Raw genomic sequence first — 21,313 nt, forward strand, 5'->3', positions numbered from 1 at the left:
TCGACCGTCCGCGTCTGCGGCTCCAGACCGGTCGAAGAGGTTTCACACTTGCTGCGCCACCGTCGGCGAGCGGCGACAGCGGGCTGGGTAGCATGCCTGCCATGGCGTCATCGCGACGCAGGTGCCCCCTCAGATGCCCAGGCGATCGCGCGTCTCGTAGTACCAGGCGCCCATGGCCGAAAGCGGCACGCGCAGCATCCGCCCGCCCGGGAACGGCAGGTGCGGCAGTCCGGCGAAGGCATCGAAGCGCTCCTCGCGTCCGGTCATGGCCTCGGCGATCAGACGACCGGCCAGGTGGGTGCAGGTCACGCCGTGGCCCGAATAGCCCTGGGCGTAATAGACGTTGTCGTTGATCACGCCGAACTGCGGCAGCCGGTTGAGCGTCATCAGGAAGGTGCCGCTCCAGGCATAGTCGACGCTCACGTCCGCCAGGCCCGGGAAGGTCTTGAGCATCTTGGGCCGGATCACCGCCTCGATGTCGGCCGGGTCCTGGCCACCGTAATTGACGCCACCACCGTAGATCAGCCGGTTATCGGCGGTCAGGCGGAAATAGTCGAGCAGGTAGTTGCAGTCCTCGACCGCCAGGTTATTGGGCAGCAGCGCCCGGGCGCGCGCCTCGTCCAGCGGCTCGGTGGTGATGATCTGGGTACCGCAGGGCATCGACTTGCCCTCCAGCGCCGGCATGATGCCCTGGTGATAGGCATTGCCGGCCATCACCACGCGCTCGGCGATGACCGTGCCGCTGGGTGTGGCCAGGCGCACCGGCTGGCCATGCTCGATGGCCGTCACCGGCGTCTGCTCGTGGATCACGCCGCCCAGGGACTCGATGGCGGCGGCCTGGCCAAGCACCAGGTTGAGCGGATGGAGGTGCCCGCCGGAGTGATCGACCAGCGCGCCCACATAGCGCTCGGTGCCCACCTCGCGCTTCACGTCTTGACCGTCGAGCAGTTCCAGCTCGCGATGGCCGTAGCGCTCCCACAGCGCCTTGTGCTCCACCAGCCCCTTCATCTGCTTGGCATTGCAGGCGGCGAAGAGGTTACCGTCGCGCAGGTCGCAGTCGATGCCGTAGCGCGCGATCCGCTCGCGGATGATGCGATTGCCCTCGAAGGCCATGTCGCCCAGCGCCCGTGCCGTCCCGTCGCCGTACTTCTCCTCGATGACGTCCATGTCGCGGCTGTAGCTGTTGACGATCTGGCCGCCGTTGCGCCCGGAGGCGCCAAAGCCGACCCGAGCGGCTTCCAGTACCACCACCTTGAGGCCCTTCTCGGCCAGGTGAAGGGCCGCGGAGATGCCGGAGAAGCCCGCGCCCACCACGCAGACGTCACAGCTCGTTTCCCCCTCCAGGGCGGGTCGCTCAGGGGCCGAATTGGCGGTGGCGGCGTACCAGGAGCCGACGTGTTCGGTTTCGTTCGAGACGCGCATAGAGCCTCCAGATGGTTATTTTATTTAACACACTGGAGCCAATATTACGGCGCAACCGCGTAAAATTCCAATCACCAGCCATGCTTTTCTTTCCACCCACCCCTCTAGAATGCAAGAAGGCGCCGGCATGACCGGCGCCTGGACGCACACGAGGGACAAGACATGACGTCAGCGGCTGCGGGCATCGCTCCACAGCTGCTGAAGCAGTTGCAGCTGCTCGCCGCTCACCGAGGGAGTGAAGGACAGGTGCTGTCGCGTCTCGGCCGCGGGCATGACCGGTGGCTCGCGCAAGGCCGGATCCACCAGAGGCAGCGCCGCCTCGTTGGGTGTGGTGTAGAAGTTGTGGTTGGACAGGCGAGCCGCCACCTCGGGGCGCAGCAGATACTCGATGAAGGCCCTGGCCGCCTGAGGGTTGGGGGCTTGCGCCGGCACCGCCATCACGTCCACCCATCGCTGGGAGCCCTCTTCGGGCACGAAGAAGCCGAGATGGCCGTAGAGCTCGGGATCCCCCGCACGCTTGGCCGCGACATCGCCGTTATAGGCAACGCCGGCATGGATCACGCCGGAGGCCACCTGCTCGATGGCCGCCGTCGCATCGACGAAGCCGACGAAGTTGTCCCGTCGGCGGGTCTCGATCAGGCCATGTGCCGCCGCCACCCAGGGCGCCTCGCCCACGCAGTCGAAGCCCGCCCCCTGGAAAGCGCAGAGGGTGCCGAAGGTAAACTGGGCGTCGCCCTTGAGCAGGGCGAAGGGATAGGCGTCGTTGACCTCCGGATCATAGAGCAGCGACCAGCTGGGCGCGGGGTCGGGGAAGGTCTCGGCGTTGTAGACCACCCCCGTCACCCCCCACTGATAAGGCACGGTGAAGCGCCCTTCGGGGTCGAAAGACGGGGTACGGAACTCCTCCAGGATGTTGTCGCGGCCCTCCAGGGCCTCCCCTTCCGGCACCAGTGGCTGGATGAGGCCGGCATCGATGAGCCGGGGCACGAAATAGTCCGAGGGCACGACCAGGTCATATTGGGCATCTCCCCCGGCGGTCAGCTTCGATAACAGCTCGGCATTCGAGTTGTAGTAGTTCTGGACGACCTCGATGCCCGTTTCGGCTTCGAACCCCTCGATGATCGAGGGCGCCATGTAATCCGTCCAGTTGAAGAGGCGAAGCTTGCCCTCCTCGGCGACGGCCAGAGGGCCGGCAGCCAGCAGACCGAGGCCGGTCACGCCGGCCAGAATGAAGTGCCTCATGAATCGCCTCCTTGCCATAGGATCGGGCGGGCCTGTCACCCGCCCTTCTTGTGGTAACCCCTAGACGCGCAACAGCAGATGCTCACGCTCCCAGGAACTGATCACCTGGAAGTATTCCCGATGCTCGGCCCGCTTGACGGCCAGATAGCTGTGGGTGAAACGCTCGCCGAGCATCTCGGCCAGCTCGGGGCAGTCATGCAGCAGGTCCAGCGCCGGCCCGATGTCGTCGGGCAGCTTGTGCCCGCCGGCCCAGGCCGAACCCACCACGGCCGGGCGAGGCTCGAGCTGGTTGAGCATGCCGAGATAGCCGCAGGCCAGCGACGCCGCCATCACCAGGTAGGGATTGGCGTCGGCCCCGGCCAGGCGGTTCTCGACGCGAGTCGCCTCGGGCGGCGAGACCGGCACCCGCAGGCCCACGGTGCGGTTGTCGGTGCCCCACTCGACGTTGATCGGCGCCGAGCCGCTGGTCTCGGTGCGCATCAGCCGGCGGTAGGAGTTGACGTTGGGCGCCATCAGCGGCATCGCCGCCGGCAGGTAGCGCTGCAGGCCGCCGATGAACTGCTGGAACAGCCGGCTGGGCCTGCCGTCTTCCCCGGCGAACAGGTTGTCGCCCTCGATGCCCACCAGACTCTGGTGCAGGTGCATCGAGCTGCCCGGCTCATTGGCCATCGGCTTGGCCATGAAGGTCGCGTACATGCCGTGGCGCAGGGCGGTCTCGCGCAGGGTGCGCTTGAACATCACCACCTGGTCGGCCAGCTTCAGCGGGTCGCCGTGCTGGAAGTTGACCTCCATCTGGCCGGCCCCCTCCTCGTGGATCAGGGTGTCCAGGTCGAGGTCCATGGCATCACAGTAGTCGTACATCTCCTCGAACAGCGGGTCGAACTCGTTGACCGCATCGATGGAGAACGACTGGCGGCTGCTCTCCTGGCGACCGTTGCGACCCACCGGCGGCTCCAGCGGATAGTCGGAGTCGGTATTGGTCTTGACCAGGAAGAACTCGACCTCCGGCGCCACCACCGGTTTCCAGCCCCGGTCCTCGTAGAGCGACAGCACCCGCTTGAGCACATGACGCGGCGACAGTTCCACCGGCTCGCCGGTCAGATAGTAGCAGTCATGGATGATCTGGGCCGTCGCATCGTCTGCCCAGGGGACCATGTAGATGGCGCCGGGGTCGGGCACCAGCTCCATGTCCCGTTCGGCGGGATTCCAGAAGTGGCTGTCCTCGTCGTCGGGATAGCCACCGGTGACGGTCTGGATGAAGATCGAGTCCGGCAATCGCGGGCGACCGCCGCCCAGGTACTTGCCAGCGGGCATGATCTTGCCCTTGAGGATACCGGTGAGGTCGGAGACCAGGCATTCGACCTCGGTAATGCCGCGGGTCTGGAACCAGTCGTTGAAATTGGGGTGTTCCTGACGGTTACTCATGGGGTTTCCTTGCTCTGGAGCTGGGACCCCGGCCACCCGGCCGGGGTCCGTCGTCTCACCGCGCCTTGACCTCGGACCACAGCTGCTGGAAGGTCTGCAGCTGCTCGCCCTCGAGACTCGGCGTGAACAGCAGTCGATCCATGTCCTCGTCGGACGGCATGATCGGCGGCTGGGTCAACACGCTGTCGAGATAGGGCTCGGCCGCGGCATTGGGGCTCGCGTAGTAGTTGTAGTTGGAGAGCTGGGCACCGATCTCGGCATCGAGGATGAAGTCGATGAACTTGTGGGCCAGATCCGGGTTGGGAGCTCCGGACGGGATCATCATGGCGTCGACCCACATCTCGGCGCCCTCGTCGGGAATCATGAACTCGAGGTGTTCGAAGGCCTCGGGGTTCTCGCTCTTGTAGAAGAAGTAGTCCCCGTTGTAGGACATGCCGGCATGGATCACGCCACGGGACAGCTGCTGCAGCGCCGGGGTGCCATCGGAGAAGCCGCTGAAGGTGTTGCGACCCTTGGTCTCGATCATCAGCTGCGCCGCCTCGCGCCAGGCGTCCAGGCCGGTGCAGTCGTAGCCGTGACCCAGGAAGGCGCAGGCGCCGCCCATGCCGACCTGGCCGTCGCCGATCAGGGCGAAGGGATAGTCACCGTTGACCTCGGGGTCGAACAGCAGCGACCAGCTCTTGGGCGCGTCCGGGAAGGTCTCGGCGTTGTAGATGATACCGGTGGTGCCCCACTGGTAGGGGGCCGAGTACCGGCTACCGGGATCGTAGGACGGGTCCTGGAACTGCGACATGACGTTGTCGAGGTGGGACAGTTTCGACGTGTCGAGCTCCTGGACCAGACCGGTCTTGATCAGGCGCGGAATGTAGTAGTTGGACGGCACGATGATGTCGTACTGCGAGGCCCCGCCAGCGTTGAGCTTGGCGAACATTTCCGGCAACGAGTTGAAGTAGTTCTGCACCACTTCGACGTCGTACTCGTCCTCGAACGCCTCGATGATGGCCGGGTCCATGTACTCGGTCCAGTTGAAGAGGTAGAGCTTGCCCTCCTCGGCCTGGGCTTGGCCGGCGAGCGCGAGCCCGCCCAGCGACAGGGCCATGGCGATCTTGTTGAACTTCATGGGTGGCTCTCCTTCGTTCCCTAGGTGATGATGCCGGCTCAGGACGGCCGACGACGGCTGAATGCCAGACTCAGGATGGCGGCCGCGGCCACGGCAAAGATCATCAACGCGGCGATGGCGTTGATCTCCGGCGAGACCCCCTTCTTGATCGCGCCCCAGATATAGATCGGCAGGGTCGCGCTCTCCGGTCCGGCGGTAAAGAAACTGATGACGAAGTCATCCACCGACAGCGTAAACGACAGGAAGAAGGCGGATATCAACGCCGGCTTGAGGGTCGGCAGCATGAAGTGCACCACCCGCTTGACCGGCGTCGCATAGAGGTCCTTGGCGGCCTCGAACAGCGTCGGATCCAGCCCCACGAAGCGCGAATACACGATCAGTGCCACGAAGGGAATCTGGAAGGTCACGTGGGCGATGATCATGGTGCCGAGCCCCGGCGACAGCAGCCCGGTCCATTCGTGGATCTGCACGAAGAAGGCCATCTCGGAGATGCCGAAGACGATGTCGGGCAGCACGATGGGCAGGTAGATCAGCACGATCAGCCAGCCGAGCTTGCGATGACGGTGACGGTACATGCCGTAGCCGAACACGCAGCCGATCCCCAGGGCGATCACCGAGGAGCAGATGGCCAGCACCAGGCTGTTACCGAAGGCCGACAGGATCTCCTCGTTGCCCAGCAGCTGGAAATACCAGCGCAGCGAGAAGTCGGCGAAGTTGGCCGAGCTGTTGGCGGAGTTGAAGGAGAACAGTACCACGACCGCCAGCGGCAGATAGAGAAAGGCCAGGGTCAGCCACCAGAAACCGGTCAGGCCACGATGCAGGGTCCGCTTTCTCATATCACCACCTCCTCGCCGCCGCCCAGACGCTTGCCGAGACGACGCATGACGTAGAGCCCGATGAAGGTCGCCAGCAGCATCAGGATCGCGCCGGCCGCGCCCAGCGGCCAGTTGGCCCCGCCCGAGAACTGGTTGGCCACCAGGTTGCCGAGCATCATGCCCTTGCCACCGCCCAGCAGCTCGGGGATCACGTACATGCCGAAGGCCGGAATGGCCACCAGCACGATGCCCGCGAGCAGCCCCGGCAGGGTCTGCGGGAAGACGGCGTGCCAGAAGGCGCGCACCGGGCTGGCGTAGAGGTCCTGGGCGGCCTCCACCTGGGCGGTATCCAGCTTCTCGAAGGCGCCGTAGAGCGGCAGCACCATGAAGGGCAGGAAGTTGTAGACCAGCCCCAGGGTGACCGCGAAGTTGGAGGGATACAGGCCCATGTTGGGAGCGACCAGCCCCAGCCCCTCGGCCAGCTCGGACAGGGGAGTCCCCGGCGCCAGCAGGTTCATCCAGCCGAAGGTGCGGATCACCTGGTTGGTCCAGGACGGCACCACCACGGCGAGCAGCAGGATCGGCCGCCACTTCTCGCGGCAGGTGGTGATGTAGTAAGCGATGGGATAGGCCACCACCACCACCAGGGCGGTGGACACCAGGGTCTGCCACAGCGAGCGCAGCAGGGTATAGAGGTTGCCCGGGCTCCAGCCCAGGAAGCCGAACCCCGCCAGGCGCTCGAAGGACGCCAGCGACAGCGGCATCTGCGGCAGGCCATACGGCCCGTTGGTCATGAAGGCCACGCCCATCAGATAGGCACTCGGCAGTACCAGGAACAGCAGGATCCAGAACGCCCCCGGGGTCACCGTGAACAGCAGGTGGCGGGTCTCGCGGACCATGGCCCGGCTGCGCGCCGAGGGCATTACGCCGGAATAGGACATATCCACCTCCTCACTCGCTCAGGGTGACCAGGTCTTCCGGCGCCACCGTTACCGTCACCGTATCGCCCACTTCGGGCAGGTGACGGCCGCGGTTGCTGACCGTGGCCTGCAGGGAGGTGTCGCCGATCTCCAGACGGAACTCGGCGTGGCTGCCGCGATAGAGCCGCTCGGCCACCGTCGCCGTCAGGTGGTTGTCGCCCGCGGCTTCGCCGGGCAACAGATCGAGCGTCTCGGGGCGGATCAACAGCAGATCGCCGTCACCGGCGTCCTCGACGGTGAGCGTCCCCAGCGCCGTGGTCAGGCGTTCCCCCTCGCGGGCGCTGATCGGGTAGAGATTGTCATGTCCCATGAACCGGGCCACGAAGGCGTTCACCGGTCGTTCGTAGACGTCACGCGGCGCCCCGACCTGCTGGATGTTGCCACCGTTGAGCACGGCGATGCGGTCGGACATGACCATCGCTTCATCCTGGTCGTGGGTGACGAACACGAAGGTCATGCCGAGACGCTTCTGCACCCGCAGCAACTCCACCTGCAGCTGGCTGCGCAGGCCGGCGTCCAGCGCCGAAAGCGGCTCGTCGAGCAGCAGCACATCGGGCTCGCAGACCAGCGCCCGGGCCAGGGCGATGCGCTGGCGCTGGCCCCCGGAGAGCTGATCGACACGCCGCTCGACCAGGTCGCCGAGCTTGATGAAGCGGGCGATCTCGTCGACCTTGGCGTTGCGCTCATGGGCCGACAGGCCGCGCATCTTCAGCCCGAAGGCCAGGTTCTCGCGCACCGAAAGATGCGGAAACAACGCGTAGGACTGAAAGACGGTGTTGACGCTGCGCCGGTGGGGCGGCACCTCGGTGACGTTCTTGCCGCCCACGACCAGTGAGCCGTCATCCGGCTCCTCGAGGCCGGCGAGGATCCGCAGCAGGGTCGTCTTGCCGCAGCCGGACGGCCCCAGCAGGGTGAAGAACTCGCCGGCCTGGATGTCCAGGTCGACGCCGTCGAGGGCCACGGTATCGCGCCCGAAGCGCTTGTGCAGGCCCTGCATCTCGATCGAGGACGCCTTGCGGCTCCCCCGATCCCGTTCCTCGACGACCGGGCGCAGCCCCGGCTCGTCGGCGATCTCCGCCGTGATGGTCTCGCTCATGGGGATACCCTCTTCACTTGTCGGCGGCCCCTCAGAGCCGGTCGCGCAGTTTGTAGAAATTGGTGGCCAGCACCAGCAGCGGCTTTCGCAGGGCTCGCCCGCCCGGGAACTGGCGGTGCGGCATGGCGGCGAAGACATCGAAACGCTCGCTCTGGCCGCGGATCGCCTCGGCCATCAGCTTGCCGGCCAGTCCCGCCAGGGCCATGCCATGGCCGGAATAGCCCTGGGCATAGTAGAGATTGTCGCCCAGGCGACCGAAATCCGGGGCCCGGTTCAGGGTGATCGCCACGTCGCCGCCCCAGCGATATTCGATCGGCACGCCCTCGAGCACCGGGAACAGCCGGGCGATCTTGGCGTCCATGCGCGATTGGAGCCGCGGAGGTTCGCGACCGTCGTAGCTGACCTCACCGCCGTAAATCAGGCGACGGTCCGCGCTGAGCCGATAGTAGTCGAGCACGAAGTTGGCGTCGGACAGGGCATCGTTTCTGGGCAGCACCTGCGCCGCCTGCGCCTCGCTCAGCGGAGCGGTGGCGATCATGTAGTTCGCGGCGCGCATGATGCGCCCGGAAAGCTCCGGCACCAGGTCGCGGTGGTAGGCATTGGCCGCCAGCACCACGAAGTCCGCGCTCACGCGACCATGCTCGGTGAGGACGGTGGCCGGCCGGCCACGCCGGATCTCGACGGCGGCACTGCGGGGATGGAGACGCACTCCCGCGCGCTGCGCGGCCCGGGCCAGTCCCAGGGTGTAGTTGAGAGGGTGAAGGTGGCCGCCCTCGCGGTCATGAAGGGCGGCCGGATAGGCATCGGTGACCACGTGCTCGCGCAGGGCATCGCCCTCGAGCCATTCGAGGGCCTCGTAGCCGTAGTCCCGAGACAGCTGTTCACGGAAGGCCTCGAGCTCACGAACATGTCGCGGCTTCACCGCGGCATGCAGATACCCCCAGGCCAGCTCGCAGGGAATGGCGTGGCGCTCGACCAGCTCGGCGGTGAGACGCACCGCCTCGCGGCTCATTTCCCACACCTCCCGCGCGCGGGTCAGGCCCATGGCTTGCTGGACGGTGGTGATATCGGTGCCCAATCCCGGCAGGATCTGCCCGCCGCTACGGCCAGAAGCGCCATGACCGACGTCGCCGGCCTCCAGAAGCACCACCGAGTAGCCCTGTTCGGCCAGGTGCAGAGCGGTCGAACAGCCGGTGACACCGCCACCGATCACGCACACGTCCGCCCGTGCCTCCCCTTCCAGCGGTCGACAGGGCTCGAGCTCGACGGCGACCGAGGCGCGATACCACGAGGCCGGGCCGTCGGAGACGGAACTGCTCATACTTTGCATCCTGTTATTGTTGTTGAATACTTCATACCTAAAGGTCGCTCACGCTTCAGGAGACGTCGCATGACCCATGGCATCCATTCTGACGTCATCGGCCACATGAATGTCAAGTATTCAACAACGATATATTAAACGCTGAAAATAATATTAATAAAATCAATATTTTAAAAAAAACAGGATGGAATTTCGTCAAGAAAATAACGCCGCCAAAATCCCCCGCCCGCGCATGCACACTTTATTTCCGGCGCCTCCACGGCGTTAAAATAAGTCGACCAACGCTACCATTCCCCTGTGACACCATCCGGCATGATACCCAAAGCCTTGTTGCACTTCGAAAAAACGGGTGGCGGAAAGATTTTCCGCGGTGAAGGGCGTGGCGGCAAGCGCCACGAAAAAAGGCCTCCGACGACGCGGAGGCCGGGCAAGCCGAGCGCCTCCGCTTCCGGGGAGGCGCCTGGAGGCGAGGCGGATCAGGCCATCGGAGCGGCATCTTCCAGGCGGGCCTTGACCCGCCCGAAGGCGGCCAGGGCGGCGTCCAGGTCCTCGCGGGTCAGCGCCGCCGAAACCTGGGTGCGGATGCGGGCGCGGCCCTTGGGCACCACCGGGTAGGAAAAGGCGATCACGTAGATGCCTTCCTTCAGCATCTCGTCGGCGAAGCGCGCCGCCAGGGCCGCATCGTGCAGCATCACCGGCACGATGGGATGCTCACCCGGGAGCAGCTCGAAGCCCAGGTCCTCGAGCCCGCGACGGAAGTAGGCGGTGTTGTCGCTCAGCCGGTCGCGCAGCTCGCGGGACTCACCGGCCAGCTCCAGCGCCTTGAGCGCGCCGGCCACCACCGGCGGCGCCACGGTATTGGAGAACAGGTAGGGCCGCGAGCGCTGACGCAGCAGTTCGACGATCTCGCGCCGGGCGCTGGTGTAGCCGCCGCTGGCCCCGCCCAGGGCCTTGCCCAGGGTGCCGGTGAGAATATCGATCCGCCCCAGGCAGCCGCGGTACTCGTGGCTGCCGCGACCGCCCTCCCCCAGGAAGCCGGTGGCGTGGCAGTCGTCGACGTGGACCAGGGCCCCGTAGCGCTCGGCCAGATCGCAGATCTCGTCGAGCTTGGCGATGTAGCCATCCATGGAGAAGACGCCGTCGGTGGTGATCAGCTTGAAACGCGTGCCGGCGGCGTCGGCGGCCTGGAGCTGGGCCTCCAGATCGGCCATGTCGCTGTTGCGGTAGCGATAGCGGCTCGCCTTGCACAGCCGCACGCCGTCGATGATGCTGGCATGGTTGAGCTCGTCGGAGATCACCGCGTCCTCGGGGCCCAGCAGGGTCTCGAACAGCCCGCCATTGGCGTCGAAGCAGGACGGATAGAGGATGGTGTCCTCGGTGCCCAGGAACTCGCTGAGCCTCGCCTCCAGGGTCTTGTGCAGGGTCTGGGTGCCGCAGATGAAGCGCACCGAGGCCAGGCCGTAGCCCCACTCGTCCAACCCCTGCCTGGCGGCCGCCTGGACCTCGGGATGCTGGGCCAGCCCCAGGTAGTTGTTGGCGCAGAGGTTGAGCACCTCGCCGTCGTTCGCCACGCCCACATGGGCGCCCTGGGGGGTCGCCAGCTCGCGTTCGTGCTTGGTCAGGCCGGCCTGCTCGATGGCCGCGAGCTCGTCGCGCAGATGCCGCTGAAAGTCGCCGTACATGGTGTCTTTCCCTTCATTTTACGCTGAGTGTTACCAGTGCCCGAAGCGTCGGCACGCGATGTGCGCCCGGACTCGGGCGCGCATCGCTGCCGGGCATTCTCACTCCCAGTCCAGAATCACCTTGCTGGCCTCGCCGGCCAGCATGGCCTGGAAGCCCTGCTCGAAGTCGGTATAGGGCAGACGGTGGGTGATCACCGGCGAGATATCCATCCCCGATTCCACCAGCACCGACATCTTGTACCAGGTCTCGTACATCTCCCGACCGTAGACGCCCTTGATGGTCAGCATGTTGAAGATCACCGTGTTCCAGTCGATGGCCGTCTCCTCGGTGGGAATCCCGAGCATCGCCACCTTGCCGCCGTGGCACATGCTGGCCAGCAGATCCTTGAAGGCCGCCGGACTGCCGGACATCTCCAGCCCCACGTCGAAGCCCTCGGCCATGCCGAGCTCGGCCTGCACGTCGGCCAGGCTTTCCTTCGCAGCGTTGACGGTACGCGTCGCGCCCAGCGTCTCCGCCAGCGCGAGCCGGTTCGGATTGAGGTCGGTGACCACCACGTGGCGCGCCCCGGCATGGCGACACACTGCCGCGGCCATGGCGCCGATCGGGCCGGCGCCGGTGATCAGCACGTCCTCGCCCAGCACGTCGAACTGCAGCGCGGTGTGCACGGCGTTGCCCAGCGGGTCGAACAGTGCCGCCACGTCCAGGTCGATGCCCGGGCGATGCTCCCAGACGTTGGACATCGGCAGCGCCACGTACTCGGCGAAGGCGCCGGGTCGATTCACCCCGATGCCGCGGGTATGGGCGCACAGGTGGCGGCGCCCCGCCAGGCAGTTGCGGCAGCGCCCGCACACCACGTGCCCCTCGCCGGAGACGATCTGGCCGGGATGGAAGTCGTTGACGTTGTCGCCCACCGCGACGATCTCGCCGACGAACTCGTGGCCGACCACCATCGGCACCGGGATGGTCTGCTGCGCCCAGGCATCCCAGTTGTAGATATGCAGATCGGTGCCGCAGATGGCGGTGCGCTTGACCCGCACCAGCACGTCGTTGATGCCGACCTCCGGCTCGGGCACGTCCTCGAGCCAGAGCCCGGGGGCCGCCTCTCGCTTGACCAGCGCCTTCATGAGCGTCTCCTGCTTGAGATGAATGGCTTCCCTGAATGACCTCCATGCTGGCAATCCCTGACGGGATGATTACCATGAAGGAATTAATTCCAGCATAGTGGACAAAATCCTCTATGCAAGAATAAATTCCACCATATTGAAAACAGGAGTGCCCGGTGACCACCACGCCCCCCGATGCGCCGACGCCAGCGCCCTCCCAGGGCGGCCAGCTGCTCTGCGACCGCGTCATCGAGCTGCGCAAGCGACGCGGCCTGACGCTGGACCAGCTCGCTTCGGCCTGCGGCGTCAGCCGCTCGATGCTGAGCCAGATCGAGCGCGGCCGCGCCAACCCGACCCTGGCGGTGACGCTGCGCATCGCCCAGGCCTTCGGGCTCAGCATCGGCGATCTCGTCGATCAGCCCTGGACCGCCTCCACCATCGAGGTGGTGCGCGGCGACGACGCCACGCACCTGTTCCGCGACGATCGGGAATGCCGCATCCGCACCCTCTCGCCGCTGCACCTCGAGAAGCACGTGGAGTTCTACGAGCTGCGCATCGCACCGCGGGCGAGCCTGCGCAGCGCGCCGCACTTCGAGGGCACACGGGAATTATTGACCATCACGAGTGGCAGCGCCCGGGTAGTAGCGGGCGACAGCGACTGCCGGCTGGCGGTGGGGGATTCGGCGCACTATCACGCCGATCAGGATCACGTCATCGAGAACGAGAGCGACGACGAGCTGCTGGCCTTTCTGGTGGTGACCTACGAGTGACCTGGAGCATCGACAGGCAGGAGGCGCCCGATGCGGCGCCTCGCGGGGAGATCGAGATCAGCCGCCGCAGACCGGGCAGGCGGAGTCGCGGGGCACGCGGAAATGACGCCACTGGCCGCTGAGGCCGTCGAAGGTGGAGAGTCCCCGGTGCACCTGCCCGGCGTGGGCGACCAGCTTGATCGCCTCGAGCGCCTGGAAACAGCCGATCAGCCCGACAAGAGGCGCCACCACACCGCTCTCGGCGCAGCTCAACGCCTCGTCGCCGCCGTCGTCCGGCGGATAGAGGCAGGCGTAGCAGGGACTCTCGGCATCGCGCGGATCGAACACCGCCAGCTGGCCGGAGAAGCGGATCGCCGCCCCGGAGACCAGCGGCACGCCGGCGACGCGGCAGGCGGCGTTGATGGCGTAGCGGCTCGAGAACCGGTCGGTGCAGTCGAGCACCACGTCGGCTTCGGCCACCGCCGCGGCCAGCGCCTCGCCCTCGAGGCGCTCGGTGATGGCGCGGATCTCGGCCTCGGGATTAAGCGCCAGCGCCGCCTCCCGCGCGGACTCGGCCTTGGCACGCCCCAGGTCAGCGGTGCCGTGGGCGATCTGGCGCTGCAGGTTGGAGAGTTCCACCGCGTCGTCGTCGGCCAGCGTCAGCCGCCCCATGCCGGCCGCGGCCAGATACAGCGCCACCGGCGAACCCAGCCCGCCGGCGCCGATCACCAGGGCATGGCCGGCGAGCAGGCGCTCCTGGCCGGCGATGTCGACCTGCTCGAGCATGATCTGGCGGCTGTAGCGCAGCAGCGCGTCGTCGTTCATGGCGCTCACTTGTCCTCGAATTCCTCGATGTCGGGCACGTGGAGGGAGAACTCCTCCTTGACCTCTTCCATCACCACGTAGCTCTTGGACTCCTTGACCCCGGGCAGGGTCAGCACCACTTCGCCGAGCAGCTGGCGGTAGGCCGACATCTCGGGAATCCGGCACTTGAGGATGTAGTCGAACTGCCCCGACACCAGATGACATTCCTGGATCTGCGGCAGCTTGGCCACCGCCCGGCGAAACTCGTCGAACACCGAGGGCGACTGGGTCTCCAGACTGATCTCGACGAACACCAGCAGGTTGGCCTTCAGCGCCCGCGGGTCGAGCAGGGCCTTGTAGCCGCGGATCACCCCGGCGCGCTCGAGGCGCTTGACGCGCTCCAGGCAGGGCGTGGTGGACAAGCCGACCTGGGCGGCCAGGTCGACGTAGGAGATGCGGGCATTGTCCTGCAGGCAGCGCAGGATCTTGAGGTCGATGCGGTCGAGCGAACGGGTCTTGGTTTTCATTGTGGTCCTGGCACGTCGAACGGGCCACCGCCGAATCTTCTACTGAAAACCACCGTCAAACGGCGCGCTTTCGGGATTCACACATGAATAACCGGCGGTGAGTGGCGTTTTTTTCTGCTTCAACGTGTACCACAAGGCCCGGTATCGGCTCCAGTCCTGGCGGCGGAAAGATGCCCCGGGATGTCGCTCACGGGCGGCCGACCGGCGCCGCCACGCAAGCCCGGGAAGCCAGCCCGGAGGGCGCTCAGCGCCGCCCCAGACTGATCCGCTCGTGCCCGCCGAGATCGCGGCGGCTCGACACCTCGCGATAGCCGGCCGCGGCGAGGGCCTCGCATACCGCCGCGGCCTGGCCGGCACCGTGTTCCAGCATCAGCCAGCCGTCGGCAACCAGATGATCCCGCGCCGTCGCCACCAGATGGCGCAGGTCGGCCAGGCCGTCATCGGCGGCCACCAGGGCGCTGCGCGGCTCGAAGCGCACGTCGCCGCGGGCGAGGTGCGGATCGTCGTCGGCGATGTAGGGCGGGTTGGAGACGATCAGCTCGAAGCGGGCGTCACCGCCCTCCTCGTCCAGCGCCGTAAACCAGTCGCTGACCAGGAAGCGGGCGTTGCCGAGGCCGTGGCGGGCGGCGTTGTCCCGCGCCAGGGCCACCGCCTCCTGACGCAGGTCGACGCCGGTCACCGCCCAGCCCGGCCGCTCGCTGGCGAAGGCCAGCGCCACCGCGCCGGTGCCGGTGCCCAGGTCGAGCAGCCGCCCCGTCTCGCCGGCCGCGGCCAGCGCCGCTTCCACCAGGGTCTCGGTGTCCGGGCGCGGAATCAGGGTGGCTGGCGAGGTGGCAAGCCGCAGGCCCCAGAACTCGCGCTCGCCGGTCAGATGCGCGACCGGATGACCGGCCTCGCGCTCGGCGACCAGCGCCTCGAAACGCGCCTCGGCCTCGGCGTCGGCCTCGCGGTCGCCCCAGGTGTAGAGCCAGGTGCGATCGACCTCGAGCACGTGGCACAGCAGCACCTCGGCGTCGAGCCTTGCGCTCGGCGAACCGGCATTCAGCAGCCGCTGGGCGGCCCGGGCCAGCAGCAGGTCGAGGCGCATCAGGCCTCCTGCTGCAGGGCGGCGAGCTGGTCGGCCTGGTGCTCCTGGATCAGCGGCTCGATCACCTCGTCGAGCTGCTCGCCGCCGATCACCTCGCCGAGCTTGTAGAGGGTCAGGTTGATGCGGTGGTCGGTCACCCGGCCCTGGGGGAAGTTGTAGGTGCGGATGCGCTCGCTGCGATCACCCGAGCCCACCAGCGAACGGCGCTCGTCGGCCTGCTGCTGGCGCTGGCTGTCCTGGGCGGCCTGCTTGAGGCGGGCGGCCAGCAGCGACATGGCCTTGGCGCGGTTCTTGTGCTGGCTGCGCTCCTCCTGACATTCCACCACCACCCCGGTGGGCAGGTGGGTGATGCGGATCGCGGAGTCGGTGGTGTTGACGTGCTGGCCGCCGGCGCCGCTGGAGCGGAAGGTGTCGACGCGCAGATCGTTCTGGTTGATGTCGACGTCACCGACCTCATCGGCCTCGGGCATCACCGCCACGGTGCAGGCCGAGGTGTGGATGCGGCCCTGGGACTCGGTGGCCGGCACACGCTGCACACGGTGGGCGCCGGACTCGAACTTGAGCCGCCCGTAGACGCCCTCGCCCTTGATGCGCGAGATGATCTCCTTGTAGCCGCCCATGTCACCGTGGCTGGCGCTGACCACCTCGACCTTCCAGCCGTGCTGCTCGGCGTAGCGCGAGTACATGCGGAACAGGTCGCCGGCGAACAGCGCCGCCTCGTCGCCGCCGGTGCCGGCGCGAACCTCGAGGAAGACGTTGCCGGCATCGTCCGGGTCGCGGGGGATCAGCAGCTGCTTGAGGCGCGCCTCGAGCTCGACCAGCCGCTCCCGGCCTTCCTCGCGCTCCATCTCGGCCAGCTCGCGCATCTCGGCGTCGGCGTCGTCGGCCATGGCCTCGGCGGCCGCGATGTCGCCTTCCACGCCGCGATGCTCGCGCCAGGCTTCCACCAGGGGCTCGAGCTCGGTGTATTCGCGGGAGTAGTCGCGGAAGCGGGCCTGGTCGGTGATCACCTCGGGGTCCGCCAGCAGGGCGGCGAGCTCCTCGAAGCGCTCGGCAAAGGCGTCGAGACGCTGACGCAGGGAAGCTTTCATCAAGGATGTCCTATCGGGAAGTGTCGGAAGGGTCGTCGAGCAGCAGTGACGCAGCCGCTTCAAGCAGCTCGCGCTGTTCGTCGGCAGCCGCCTCGCGCAAGGCCACGGTGGGACGATGCAGCAGGCGGTTGGTGAGCTGGTGGGCCAGCCTCGCCACCACCTCCTCGGGGTTCTCGCCGCGGGCCAGCCGCGCCATGGCCTGGTCGCGGGCCTCGTCGCGCAGAGCCTCGCCCCGGGCGCGCACGTCGCGGATCAGCTCCCCGCCGCTGCGCAGCCGGCGATCGTGCTGCCAGCAGCCCACGCCGTGCTCGATCAGCGATTCGGCCTCGTCGGCGGCCACCTGGCGGTGGCGACGATTTTCCTCGATCACCTCCTCCAGGTCGTCGACGGTATAGAGGAAGACGTCGGAGAGCTCGCCGACCTCGGGCTCGATGTCGCGGGGCACGGCGATGTCGACCATGAACACCGGCCGGTGGCGGCGCTTCTTGAGCGCCCGCTCCATCATGCCCTTGCCGAGGATCGGCAGCGGCGCGGCGGTGGAGGAGATCACGATGTCCGCCTCGATCAGCGCCTCGGGAATCTCGTCGAGGGTGATGGCCTGACCGCCCAGCGGCGCGGCCAGCTGCTCGGCCCGTTCGCGGGTGCGGTTGGCCACCGTGAGATGGCGCACGCCGGCCTCGTGGAGATGGCGCGCCACCAGCTCGATGGTCTCGCCGGCGCCGATCAGCAGCGCCGGCGAGCGCGAGAAGTCGTCGAAGATGCGGCTGGCCAGGCTGACCGCGGCATAGGCCACGGAGACCGGGTTGCGGCCGATGCCGGTCTCGGTGCGGACCCGCTTGGCCACCGCGAAGGTCTGCTGGAAGAGGCTCTCCAGCTCGCCGCCCATGCCGCGGGCCTGACGCGCGGCCTGGTAGGCGTCCTTGAGCTGGCCCAGGATCTGCGGCTCGCCGAGCACCATCGAATCCAGCCCCACCGCCACCCGCATCAGGTGGCGTGCGGCCTCGTCGTTCCTGTAGTGGTAGGCGCAGCGGGTCAGCTCTTCCACGGCGAGGCCGTGGAAGCGGCCCAGCCAGTCGAGGACCGCGCGCTCCCCCGACTCGCCGGTGACGCAGTACAGCTCGGTGCGATTGCAGGTGGACAGCACGGCGGCTTCCTGCACTTCCGGCAGGCCACGCAGCTCGGCCAACGCGGTCTCGAGCTGCGCGGGCGTGAAGGCGACCTGCTCGCGCACCTCGACGGCGGCGGTCCGATGGTTGATTCCCAGGGCAAGAAGCGTCATGCGTGTCGGCGTCTTCGCGATCGAGTTTCGGCGGTATCGAGGGCGGCGCGGCGAGCGCGCGCCTGCCACTCCACGGCGCCACATTCTATCACAGCCCATGGCGACGAGGCGCCCGCCGAGACTATCGGGGGCATCGACCCAGGCCATCGTCCAGGCGCTCATTGCGTCTTTGCCCCGCGCGGTCGAGCCGTTATGCTGGCGACTCGCCCGACATCACGAGACCGGCATGCCCCGAGGATTCCCCACCACGCCGTTCCGTCGACGCCCCCTCGCCGTACTCGGCCTGGCCCTGGCCCTGGCGCTCGGCGGCTGCCAGAGCCTGTCCGCCGTGTCGGCCCCGCCGCCGCAGGATCCATTGGCCGATGCCCCACCGGTCACCCGGGGTCTCGACGCCGAAGGCCTGTCGACGCTGCTGGTGGCGGAGATAGCCGGCCAGCGCGGCGACTATCGTCGCGCCACCCGCGGCTACCTGGCCACCGCCGAACGCTATCAGGCTCCCGAGCTCGCCGAGCGCGCCACCCTGGCGGCTCGCTTCGACGAAGATCCGGCGCTGCTCGAGGAAGCCGCCCGCCGCTGGCGCTCGCTGGATCCCGCGAGCGACGCCCCGGCCCGGCTGCTGTCCAGCCTGGCCGTGCAGCGGGGCGACTGGACCAGCGCCCTGGAACAACGCCTGGCGCTGCTGGACGGGAATGAGGACGCCGAACTGCTGAGTTTCGTAGAAGGCGCCCTGGACGCCGGCACACCGGCCGAGCCGCTGCTGCAACGCCTGCGACAAGACAGCGCAGCGACGGGCGCCTCGGTCGACCGCGCACTGAGCCTGGCGCTGCTGGAGGCCAGCGCGGGCCAGACGGTCTCGGCCCAGCACCGTCTCGATCGGCTGAGCGCCGAATATCCGCAGGAGTCTGCCGTCCATCGCATCGATGCCGCCCTGGCACTGGAGATGGACGCCCCCGAACGCGCCGCGGCCGCCGCCCGGCGCGGCCTCGAGATATCACCGGACGACGCACGCCTGCAGCTGCTGCTGGCCCGGGCCCAGATCCGCCTCGGCCGGCTCGACGCCGCCGAGGCCAGCACCGATGCGCTGCTCGAGGGCCGCGGCGATCGGCCATCGCTGCGCCTGGCCCTGGCGCGCCTCTATCTCGAGGAGGCGCATCCGCAGCCGGCCCGCCGCCTGCTGCTGCCGATGCTCGAGGACGACGACACGCCCGTGCTGGCCTTCCTGCTGCTCGGCAGCATTGCCGAACAGCAGGGCGAGGTGGACAACGCCCTCCTCTATTACCGCCAGGTCCCCGAGGGCGACAGCTTCCTGCTCGCCCGGCTCAGCGCCGCCCGCATGCTGATCGAGGACGACCGGCTGGTCGACGCGCGCACCTTCCTGCGCAACGAACGCCTGGCGCATCCCGGCGAGGCCTCACCACTCACCGGCCTGGAGGTCGAGCTGCTCGACGAGGCCGGTGCCCACGCCCAGGCCGACGCCCTGCTCGACAGCTACCTCGCGAGCCATCCCGACGACGCCCGGCTGCGCTACCAGCGTGCCATGCGGGCCTATGCCGACGGCGACCTGGCGGCCATGGAACGCGACCTGCGCACCATCTTCGAGCGCGACCCGGACAACGCCAACGCCCTCAACGCCCTGGGCTACACCCTGGCCGACGAGAATATAGAAGGACGACTGGAGGAGGCCCGCCGGCTGATCGATCGCGCCCTGGAGCTCGAGCCGAACAATCCGGCGATCCTCGACAGCCGCGGCTGGGTCGCCTATCGCCTCGGCAACATCGAGGCCGCCCTGCCGTGGCTGGAACGCGCCTGGGCCGCCATGCCCGACCAGGAGATCGCCGCCCACCTGATCGAGGTGCTGTGGATGGCCGGCGAACGCGAGCGGGCCCGGGCACTGACCGCCACCGCCGTGGAACGCTTCTCGCCGCGCCCCCGAATCGACGAGCTGCTCGAGCGCCTGCCCGCGCTCGCCCCCTGACGCCCCGCGACGGAGAAGGAATCCCGATCATGCGACGCCCCATCCGCCCCCTGCTGCCAAGCCTGGCCCTCGCCCTGCTGCTGATCGGGGGCTGCGCCACCCGAGGCCAGGCGCCCGAGGCGCCTCGCGCCGCCGACGACTGGCAGGCCCAGAAAGTGCGCCTCGAGGCCATGCAGACCTGGGAGCTGACCGGCAAGGCCGGCCTGCGCACCCCCGAGGACAGCACCAGCGCCAATCTCGACTGGAACCAGACCCCCTACCATTTCCGCATGCTGCTCAGCGGCCCCTTCGGCAGCGGACGCAGCGTGCTGGAAGGCCGCGAGGGTCGCGTCTCGTTGACCACCGGCGAAGGCCGCTTCGAGGCCGAGAGCCCCGAGGCGCTGATGAACCAGCAGCTCGGCTGGTCGCTGCCGGTGGCCGCGCTCGGCGACTGGGTGCGTGGCCTGCCCGCCGACGACAGCCCCCATCGGATGAGCCGCGATGCGCGCGGCTTTCCGGAGCGTCTGGAGCAGGACGGCTGGACCATCGATTACCAGGACTGGATGCGCGTCGAGGACCTGTGGCTGCCGCGCCGCATGAAGATGCAGTACGGCGACCTGAACGTCACCCTGGTGGTGACTCGCTGGCAGCCGGAGACCACCGATGTCTGATGCCGGCCGCCTGATCCTGCCGGCGCCGGCCAAGCTCAACCGGCTGCTGCATATCACCGGCCGGCGCCCCGATGGCTACCACGAGCTGCAGACCCTGTTCCAGTTCCTCGACCACGGCGACACCCTGACTCTCGCTCCGCGCGACGACGGCGAACTTCGCCTGACGCCGACGCTGTCCGGCGTCGCGCCGGCGGACAACCTGATCCTGCGCGCCGCCACGGCGCTGCGCGAGGCCACCGGCAGCCGCCAGGGCGCCGACATCCACCTCGACAAGCGCCTGCCCATGGGCGGCGGCCTCGGAGGCGGCAGCAGCGATGCCGCCGCCGCCCTGCTCGGTCTGAACCGTCTCTGGGGGCTCCACCTCTCTATAGAGGTACTGGCCGAACTGGGCCTGCGCCTGGGCGCCGATGTCCCGGTGTTCGTGCGCGGCCATGCCGCCTGGGCCGAGGGCATCGGCGAACGCCTGACGCCGGTGGCGCTCGACACCCCCTGGTTCGTGGTCGTCCATCCCGGCGTGAGCGTCTCCACGCCGGCGGTGTTCCAGGCGCCGGAATTGACACGAGACACGCCTCCCATTACTATGGCGCGCGCACTTCAGGGGGGAACGGCGAGCTGGCGCAACGACTGCGAGCTCACGGTCCGGGAATTGTATCCCGAGGTCGCGGGTGCGCTCGACTGGTTGAGCGACAGGGCACCGGCCATGCTGACCGGCACCGGCGCCTGTGTATTCGCCCGTTTGGACCATGAAGCCGATGCCACGGCGCTGCTGGACGACATCTCCGGCCGCTGGACATCCTTCAAGGCCCAAGGGCTGAATCGCTCTCCTCTCCATGATGCACTGGATCGATGATCGCCAGGCCATGGCAGCATCATGCATCGATCCGGTACGGCAAAGGTTGCTGGGGTATAGCCAAGCGGTAAGGCACCGGTTTTTGGTATCGGCA

The 21,313-nt window shown here is 67.8% G+C and carries 19 protein-coding genes; 4 read left to right on the forward strand and 15 right to left on the reverse strand.

The features are described 5' to 3' along the window. Positions 1-129: 129 nt before the first annotated feature. The 10 genes from C9J49_RS02600 to tdh form a co-directional block, all read right to left on the reverse strand. The gene (locus C9J49_RS02600) at positions 130-1,422 is read right to left on the reverse strand and encodes an FAD-binding oxidoreductase (RefSeq protein ID WP_046079806.1); all 1,293 of its coding nucleotides are present in this window, start codon (positions 1,420-1,422) and stop codon (positions 130-132) included. 168 nt (positions 1,423-1,590) lie between these two features. Next, positions 1,591-2,664, reverse strand: coding sequence for a PotD/PotF family extracellular solute-binding protein (locus C9J49_RS02605; RefSeq protein WP_107180774.1), 1,074 nt, complete (start codon positions 2,662-2,664; stop codon positions 1,591-1,593). A gap of 60 nt (positions 2,665-2,724) precedes the next feature. Beyond that, the gene (locus C9J49_RS02610) at positions 2,725-4,089 is read right to left on the reverse strand and encodes a glutamine synthetase family protein (protein ID WP_035597851.1); all 1,365 of its coding nucleotides are present in this window, start codon (positions 4,087-4,089) and stop codon (positions 2,725-2,727) included. A gap of 55 nt (positions 4,090-4,144) precedes the next feature. Further along, complete coding sequence (locus C9J49_RS02615; RefSeq protein ID WP_035597848.1) at positions 4,145-5,209, reverse strand: PotD/PotF family extracellular solute-binding protein; 1,065 nt, start codon at positions 5,207-5,209, stop codon at positions 4,145-4,147. A 38-nt stretch (positions 5,210-5,247) separates the two neighbouring features. Further along, complete coding sequence (locus C9J49_RS02620; RefSeq protein WP_035597845.1) at positions 5,248-6,045, reverse strand: ABC transporter permease; 798 nt, start codon at positions 6,043-6,045, stop codon at positions 5,248-5,250. Continuing rightward, on the reverse strand, positions 6,042-6,965 hold the full coding sequence (locus C9J49_RS02625; RefSeq protein WP_035597840.1) for an ABC transporter permease: 924 nt from the start codon (positions 6,963-6,965) through the stop codon (positions 6,042-6,044). The genes C9J49_RS02620 and C9J49_RS02625 overlap by 4 nt, the downstream gene beginning before the upstream one ends. A 10-nt stretch (positions 6,966-6,975) precedes the next feature. Continuing rightward, complete coding sequence (locus C9J49_RS02630) at positions 6,976-8,100, reverse strand: ABC transporter ATP-binding protein (protein WP_107180775.1); 1,125 nt, start codon at positions 8,098-8,100, stop codon at positions 6,976-6,978. Positions 8,101-8,131: 31 nt separating this feature from the next. Further along, positions 8,132-9,421, reverse strand: a complete 1,290-nt coding sequence (locus tag C9J49_RS02635; RefSeq protein WP_106488829.1) for an FAD-binding oxidoreductase — start codon at positions 9,419-9,421, stop codon at positions 8,132-8,134. Between the two features lie 476 nt (positions 9,422-9,897). After that, positions 9,898-11,103 carry a glycine C-acetyltransferase gene (gene kbl / locus C9J49_RS02640; RefSeq protein WP_046079810.1) on the reverse strand — a complete coding sequence of 402 codons (1,206 nt, stop codon included), beginning with the start codon at positions 11,101-11,103 and terminating at the stop codon, positions 9,898-9,900. A gap of 99 nt (positions 11,104-11,202) precedes the next feature. Continuing rightward, positions 11,203-12,228, reverse strand: a complete 1,026-nt coding sequence (gene tdh / locus C9J49_RS02645) for an L-threonine 3-dehydrogenase (protein ID WP_107180776.1) — start codon at positions 12,226-12,228, stop codon at positions 11,203-11,205. Positions 12,229-12,383: 155 nt separating this feature from the next. Here tdh and C9J49_RS02650 point away from each other — a divergent pair, with 155 nt between their 5' ends. Then, positions 12,384-12,977: a helix-turn-helix domain-containing protein gene (locus tag C9J49_RS02650; RefSeq protein WP_246124610.1), complete on the forward strand. Its 594-nt coding sequence runs from the start codon at positions 12,384-12,386 to the stop codon at positions 12,975-12,977. A gap of 57 nt (positions 12,978-13,034) precedes the next feature. Here C9J49_RS02650 and C9J49_RS02655 read toward each other — a convergent pair whose 3' ends face one another. From C9J49_RS02655 to hemA, 5 genes are all read right to left on the reverse strand, one after another. After that, a complete protein-coding gene (locus C9J49_RS02655) occupies positions 13,035-13,781 on the reverse strand; it encodes a molybdopterin-synthase adenylyltransferase MoeB (protein ID WP_046079812.1) in 747 nt (248 codons plus the stop codon). Between the two features lie 5 nt (positions 13,782-13,786). Then, positions 13,787-14,287 carry an Lrp/AsnC ligand binding domain-containing protein gene (locus C9J49_RS02660; protein ID WP_046079813.1) on the reverse strand — a complete coding sequence of 167 codons (501 nt, stop codon included), beginning with the start codon at positions 14,285-14,287 and terminating at the stop codon, positions 13,787-13,789. A gap of 244 nt (positions 14,288-14,531) precedes the next feature. Further along, a complete protein-coding gene (gene prmC, locus C9J49_RS02665) occupies positions 14,532-15,374 on the reverse strand; it encodes a peptide chain release factor N(5)-glutamine methyltransferase (protein ID WP_107180777.1) in 843 nt (280 codons plus the stop codon). Further along, on the reverse strand, positions 15,374-16,465 hold the full coding sequence (prfA, locus tag C9J49_RS02670) for a peptide chain release factor 1 (RefSeq protein WP_035597824.1): 1,092 nt from the start codon (positions 16,463-16,465) through the stop codon (positions 15,374-15,376). Before prfA ends, prmC begins: the two co-directional genes overlap by 1 nt. Before the next feature lie 10 nt (positions 16,466-16,475). After that, positions 16,476-17,744: a glutamyl-tRNA reductase gene (gene hemA, locus C9J49_RS02675; protein WP_046079815.1), complete on the reverse strand. Its 1,269-nt coding sequence runs from the start codon at positions 17,742-17,744 to the stop codon at positions 16,476-16,478. A gap of 226 nt (positions 17,745-17,970) precedes the next feature. On the opposite strand from hemA, the gene C9J49_RS02680 reads away from it, so the two are divergent. From C9J49_RS02680 to ispE, 3 genes are read left to right on the forward strand one after another with little or no spacing between them, the layout of a single operon-like run. Next, positions 17,971-19,719, forward strand: a complete 1,749-nt coding sequence (locus C9J49_RS02680) for a tetratricopeptide repeat protein (protein ID WP_107180778.1) — start codon at positions 17,971-17,973, stop codon at positions 19,717-19,719. Positions 19,720-19,748: 29 nt separating this feature from the next. After that, complete coding sequence (gene lolB / locus C9J49_RS02685) at positions 19,749-20,369, forward strand: lipoprotein insertase outer membrane protein LolB (protein ID WP_046079817.1); 621 nt, start codon at positions 19,749-19,751, stop codon at positions 20,367-20,369. Next, positions 20,362-21,219: a 4-(cytidine 5'-diphospho)-2-C-methyl-D-erythritol kinase gene (ispE, locus tag C9J49_RS02690; protein ID WP_046079818.1), complete on the forward strand. Its 858-nt coding sequence runs from the start codon at positions 20,362-20,364 to the stop codon at positions 21,217-21,219. Before lolB ends, ispE begins: the two co-directional genes overlap by 8 nt. Positions 21,220-21,313: the final 94 nt, after the last annotated feature.

Origin of the sequence: Halomonas sp. SL1, from assembly GCF_003030865.2 — a bacterium.
Taxonomy (GTDB): domain Bacteria; phylum Pseudomonadota; class Gammaproteobacteria; order Pseudomonadales; family Halomonadaceae; genus Halomonas; species Halomonas halophila.

Coding starts and splice junctions, on each gene's coding strand:
- C9J49_RS02600 (WP_046079806.1), bottom strand. CDS start 1,422: ATGCGCGTCTCGAACGAAACCGAACACGTCGGCTCCTGGTACGCCGCC.
- C9J49_RS02605 (WP_107180774.1), bottom strand. CDS start 2,664: ATGAGGCACTTCATTCTGGCCGGCGTGACCGGCCTCGGTCTGCTGGCT.
- C9J49_RS02610 (WP_035597851.1), bottom strand. CDS start 4,089: ATGAGTAACCGTCAGGAACACCCCAATTTCAACGACTGGTTCCAGACC.
- C9J49_RS02615 (WP_035597848.1), bottom strand. CDS start 5,209: ATGAAGTTCAACAAGATCGCCATGGCCCTGTCGCTGGGCGGGCTCGCG.
- C9J49_RS02620 (WP_035597845.1), bottom strand. CDS start 6,045: ATGAGAAAGCGGACCCTGCATCGTGGCCTGACCGGTTTCTGGTGGCTG.
- C9J49_RS02625 (WP_035597840.1), bottom strand. CDS start 6,965: ATGTCCTATTCCGGCGTAATGCCCTCGGCGCGCAGCCGGGCCATGGTC.
- C9J49_RS02630 (WP_107180775.1), bottom strand. CDS start 8,100: ATGAGCGAGACCATCACGGCGGAGATCGCCGACGAGCCGGGGCTGCGC.
- C9J49_RS02635 (WP_106488829.1), bottom strand. CDS start 9,421: ATGAGCAGTTCCGTCTCCGACGGCCCGGCCTCGTGGTATCGCGCCTCG.
- kbl (WP_046079810.1), bottom strand. CDS start 11,103: ATGTACGGCGACTTTCAGCGGCATCTGCGCGACGAGCTCGCGGCCATC.
- tdh (WP_107180776.1), bottom strand. CDS start 12,228: ATGAAGGCGCTGGTCAAGCGAGAGGCGGCCCCCGGGCTCTGGCTCGAG.
- C9J49_RS02655 (WP_046079812.1), bottom strand. CDS start 13,781: ATGAACGACGACGCGCTGCTGCGCTACAGCCGCCAGATCATGCTCGAG.
- C9J49_RS02660 (WP_046079813.1), bottom strand. CDS start 14,287: ATGAAAACCAAGACCCGTTCGCTCGACCGCATCGACCTCAAGATCCTG.
- prmC (WP_107180777.1), bottom strand. CDS start 15,374: ATGCGCCTCGACCTGCTGCTGGCCCGGGCCGCCCAGCGGCTGCTGAAT.
- prfA (WP_035597824.1), bottom strand. CDS start 16,465: ATGAAAGCTTCCCTGCGTCAGCGTCTCGACGCCTTTGCCGAGCGCTTC.
- hemA (WP_046079815.1), bottom strand. CDS start 17,744: ATGACGCTTCTTGCCCTGGGAATCAACCATCGGACCGCCGCCGTCGAG.
- C9J49_RS02680 (WP_107180778.1), top strand. CDS start 17,971: ATGCCCCGAGGATTCCCCACCACGCCGTTCCGTCGACGCCCCCTCGCC.
- lolB (WP_046079817.1), top strand. CDS start 19,749: ATGCGACGCCCCATCCGCCCCCTGCTGCCAAGCCTGGCCCTCGCCCTG.
- ispE (WP_046079818.1), top strand. CDS start 20,362: ATGTCTGATGCCGGCCGCCTGATCCTGCCGGCGCCGGCCAAGCTCAAC.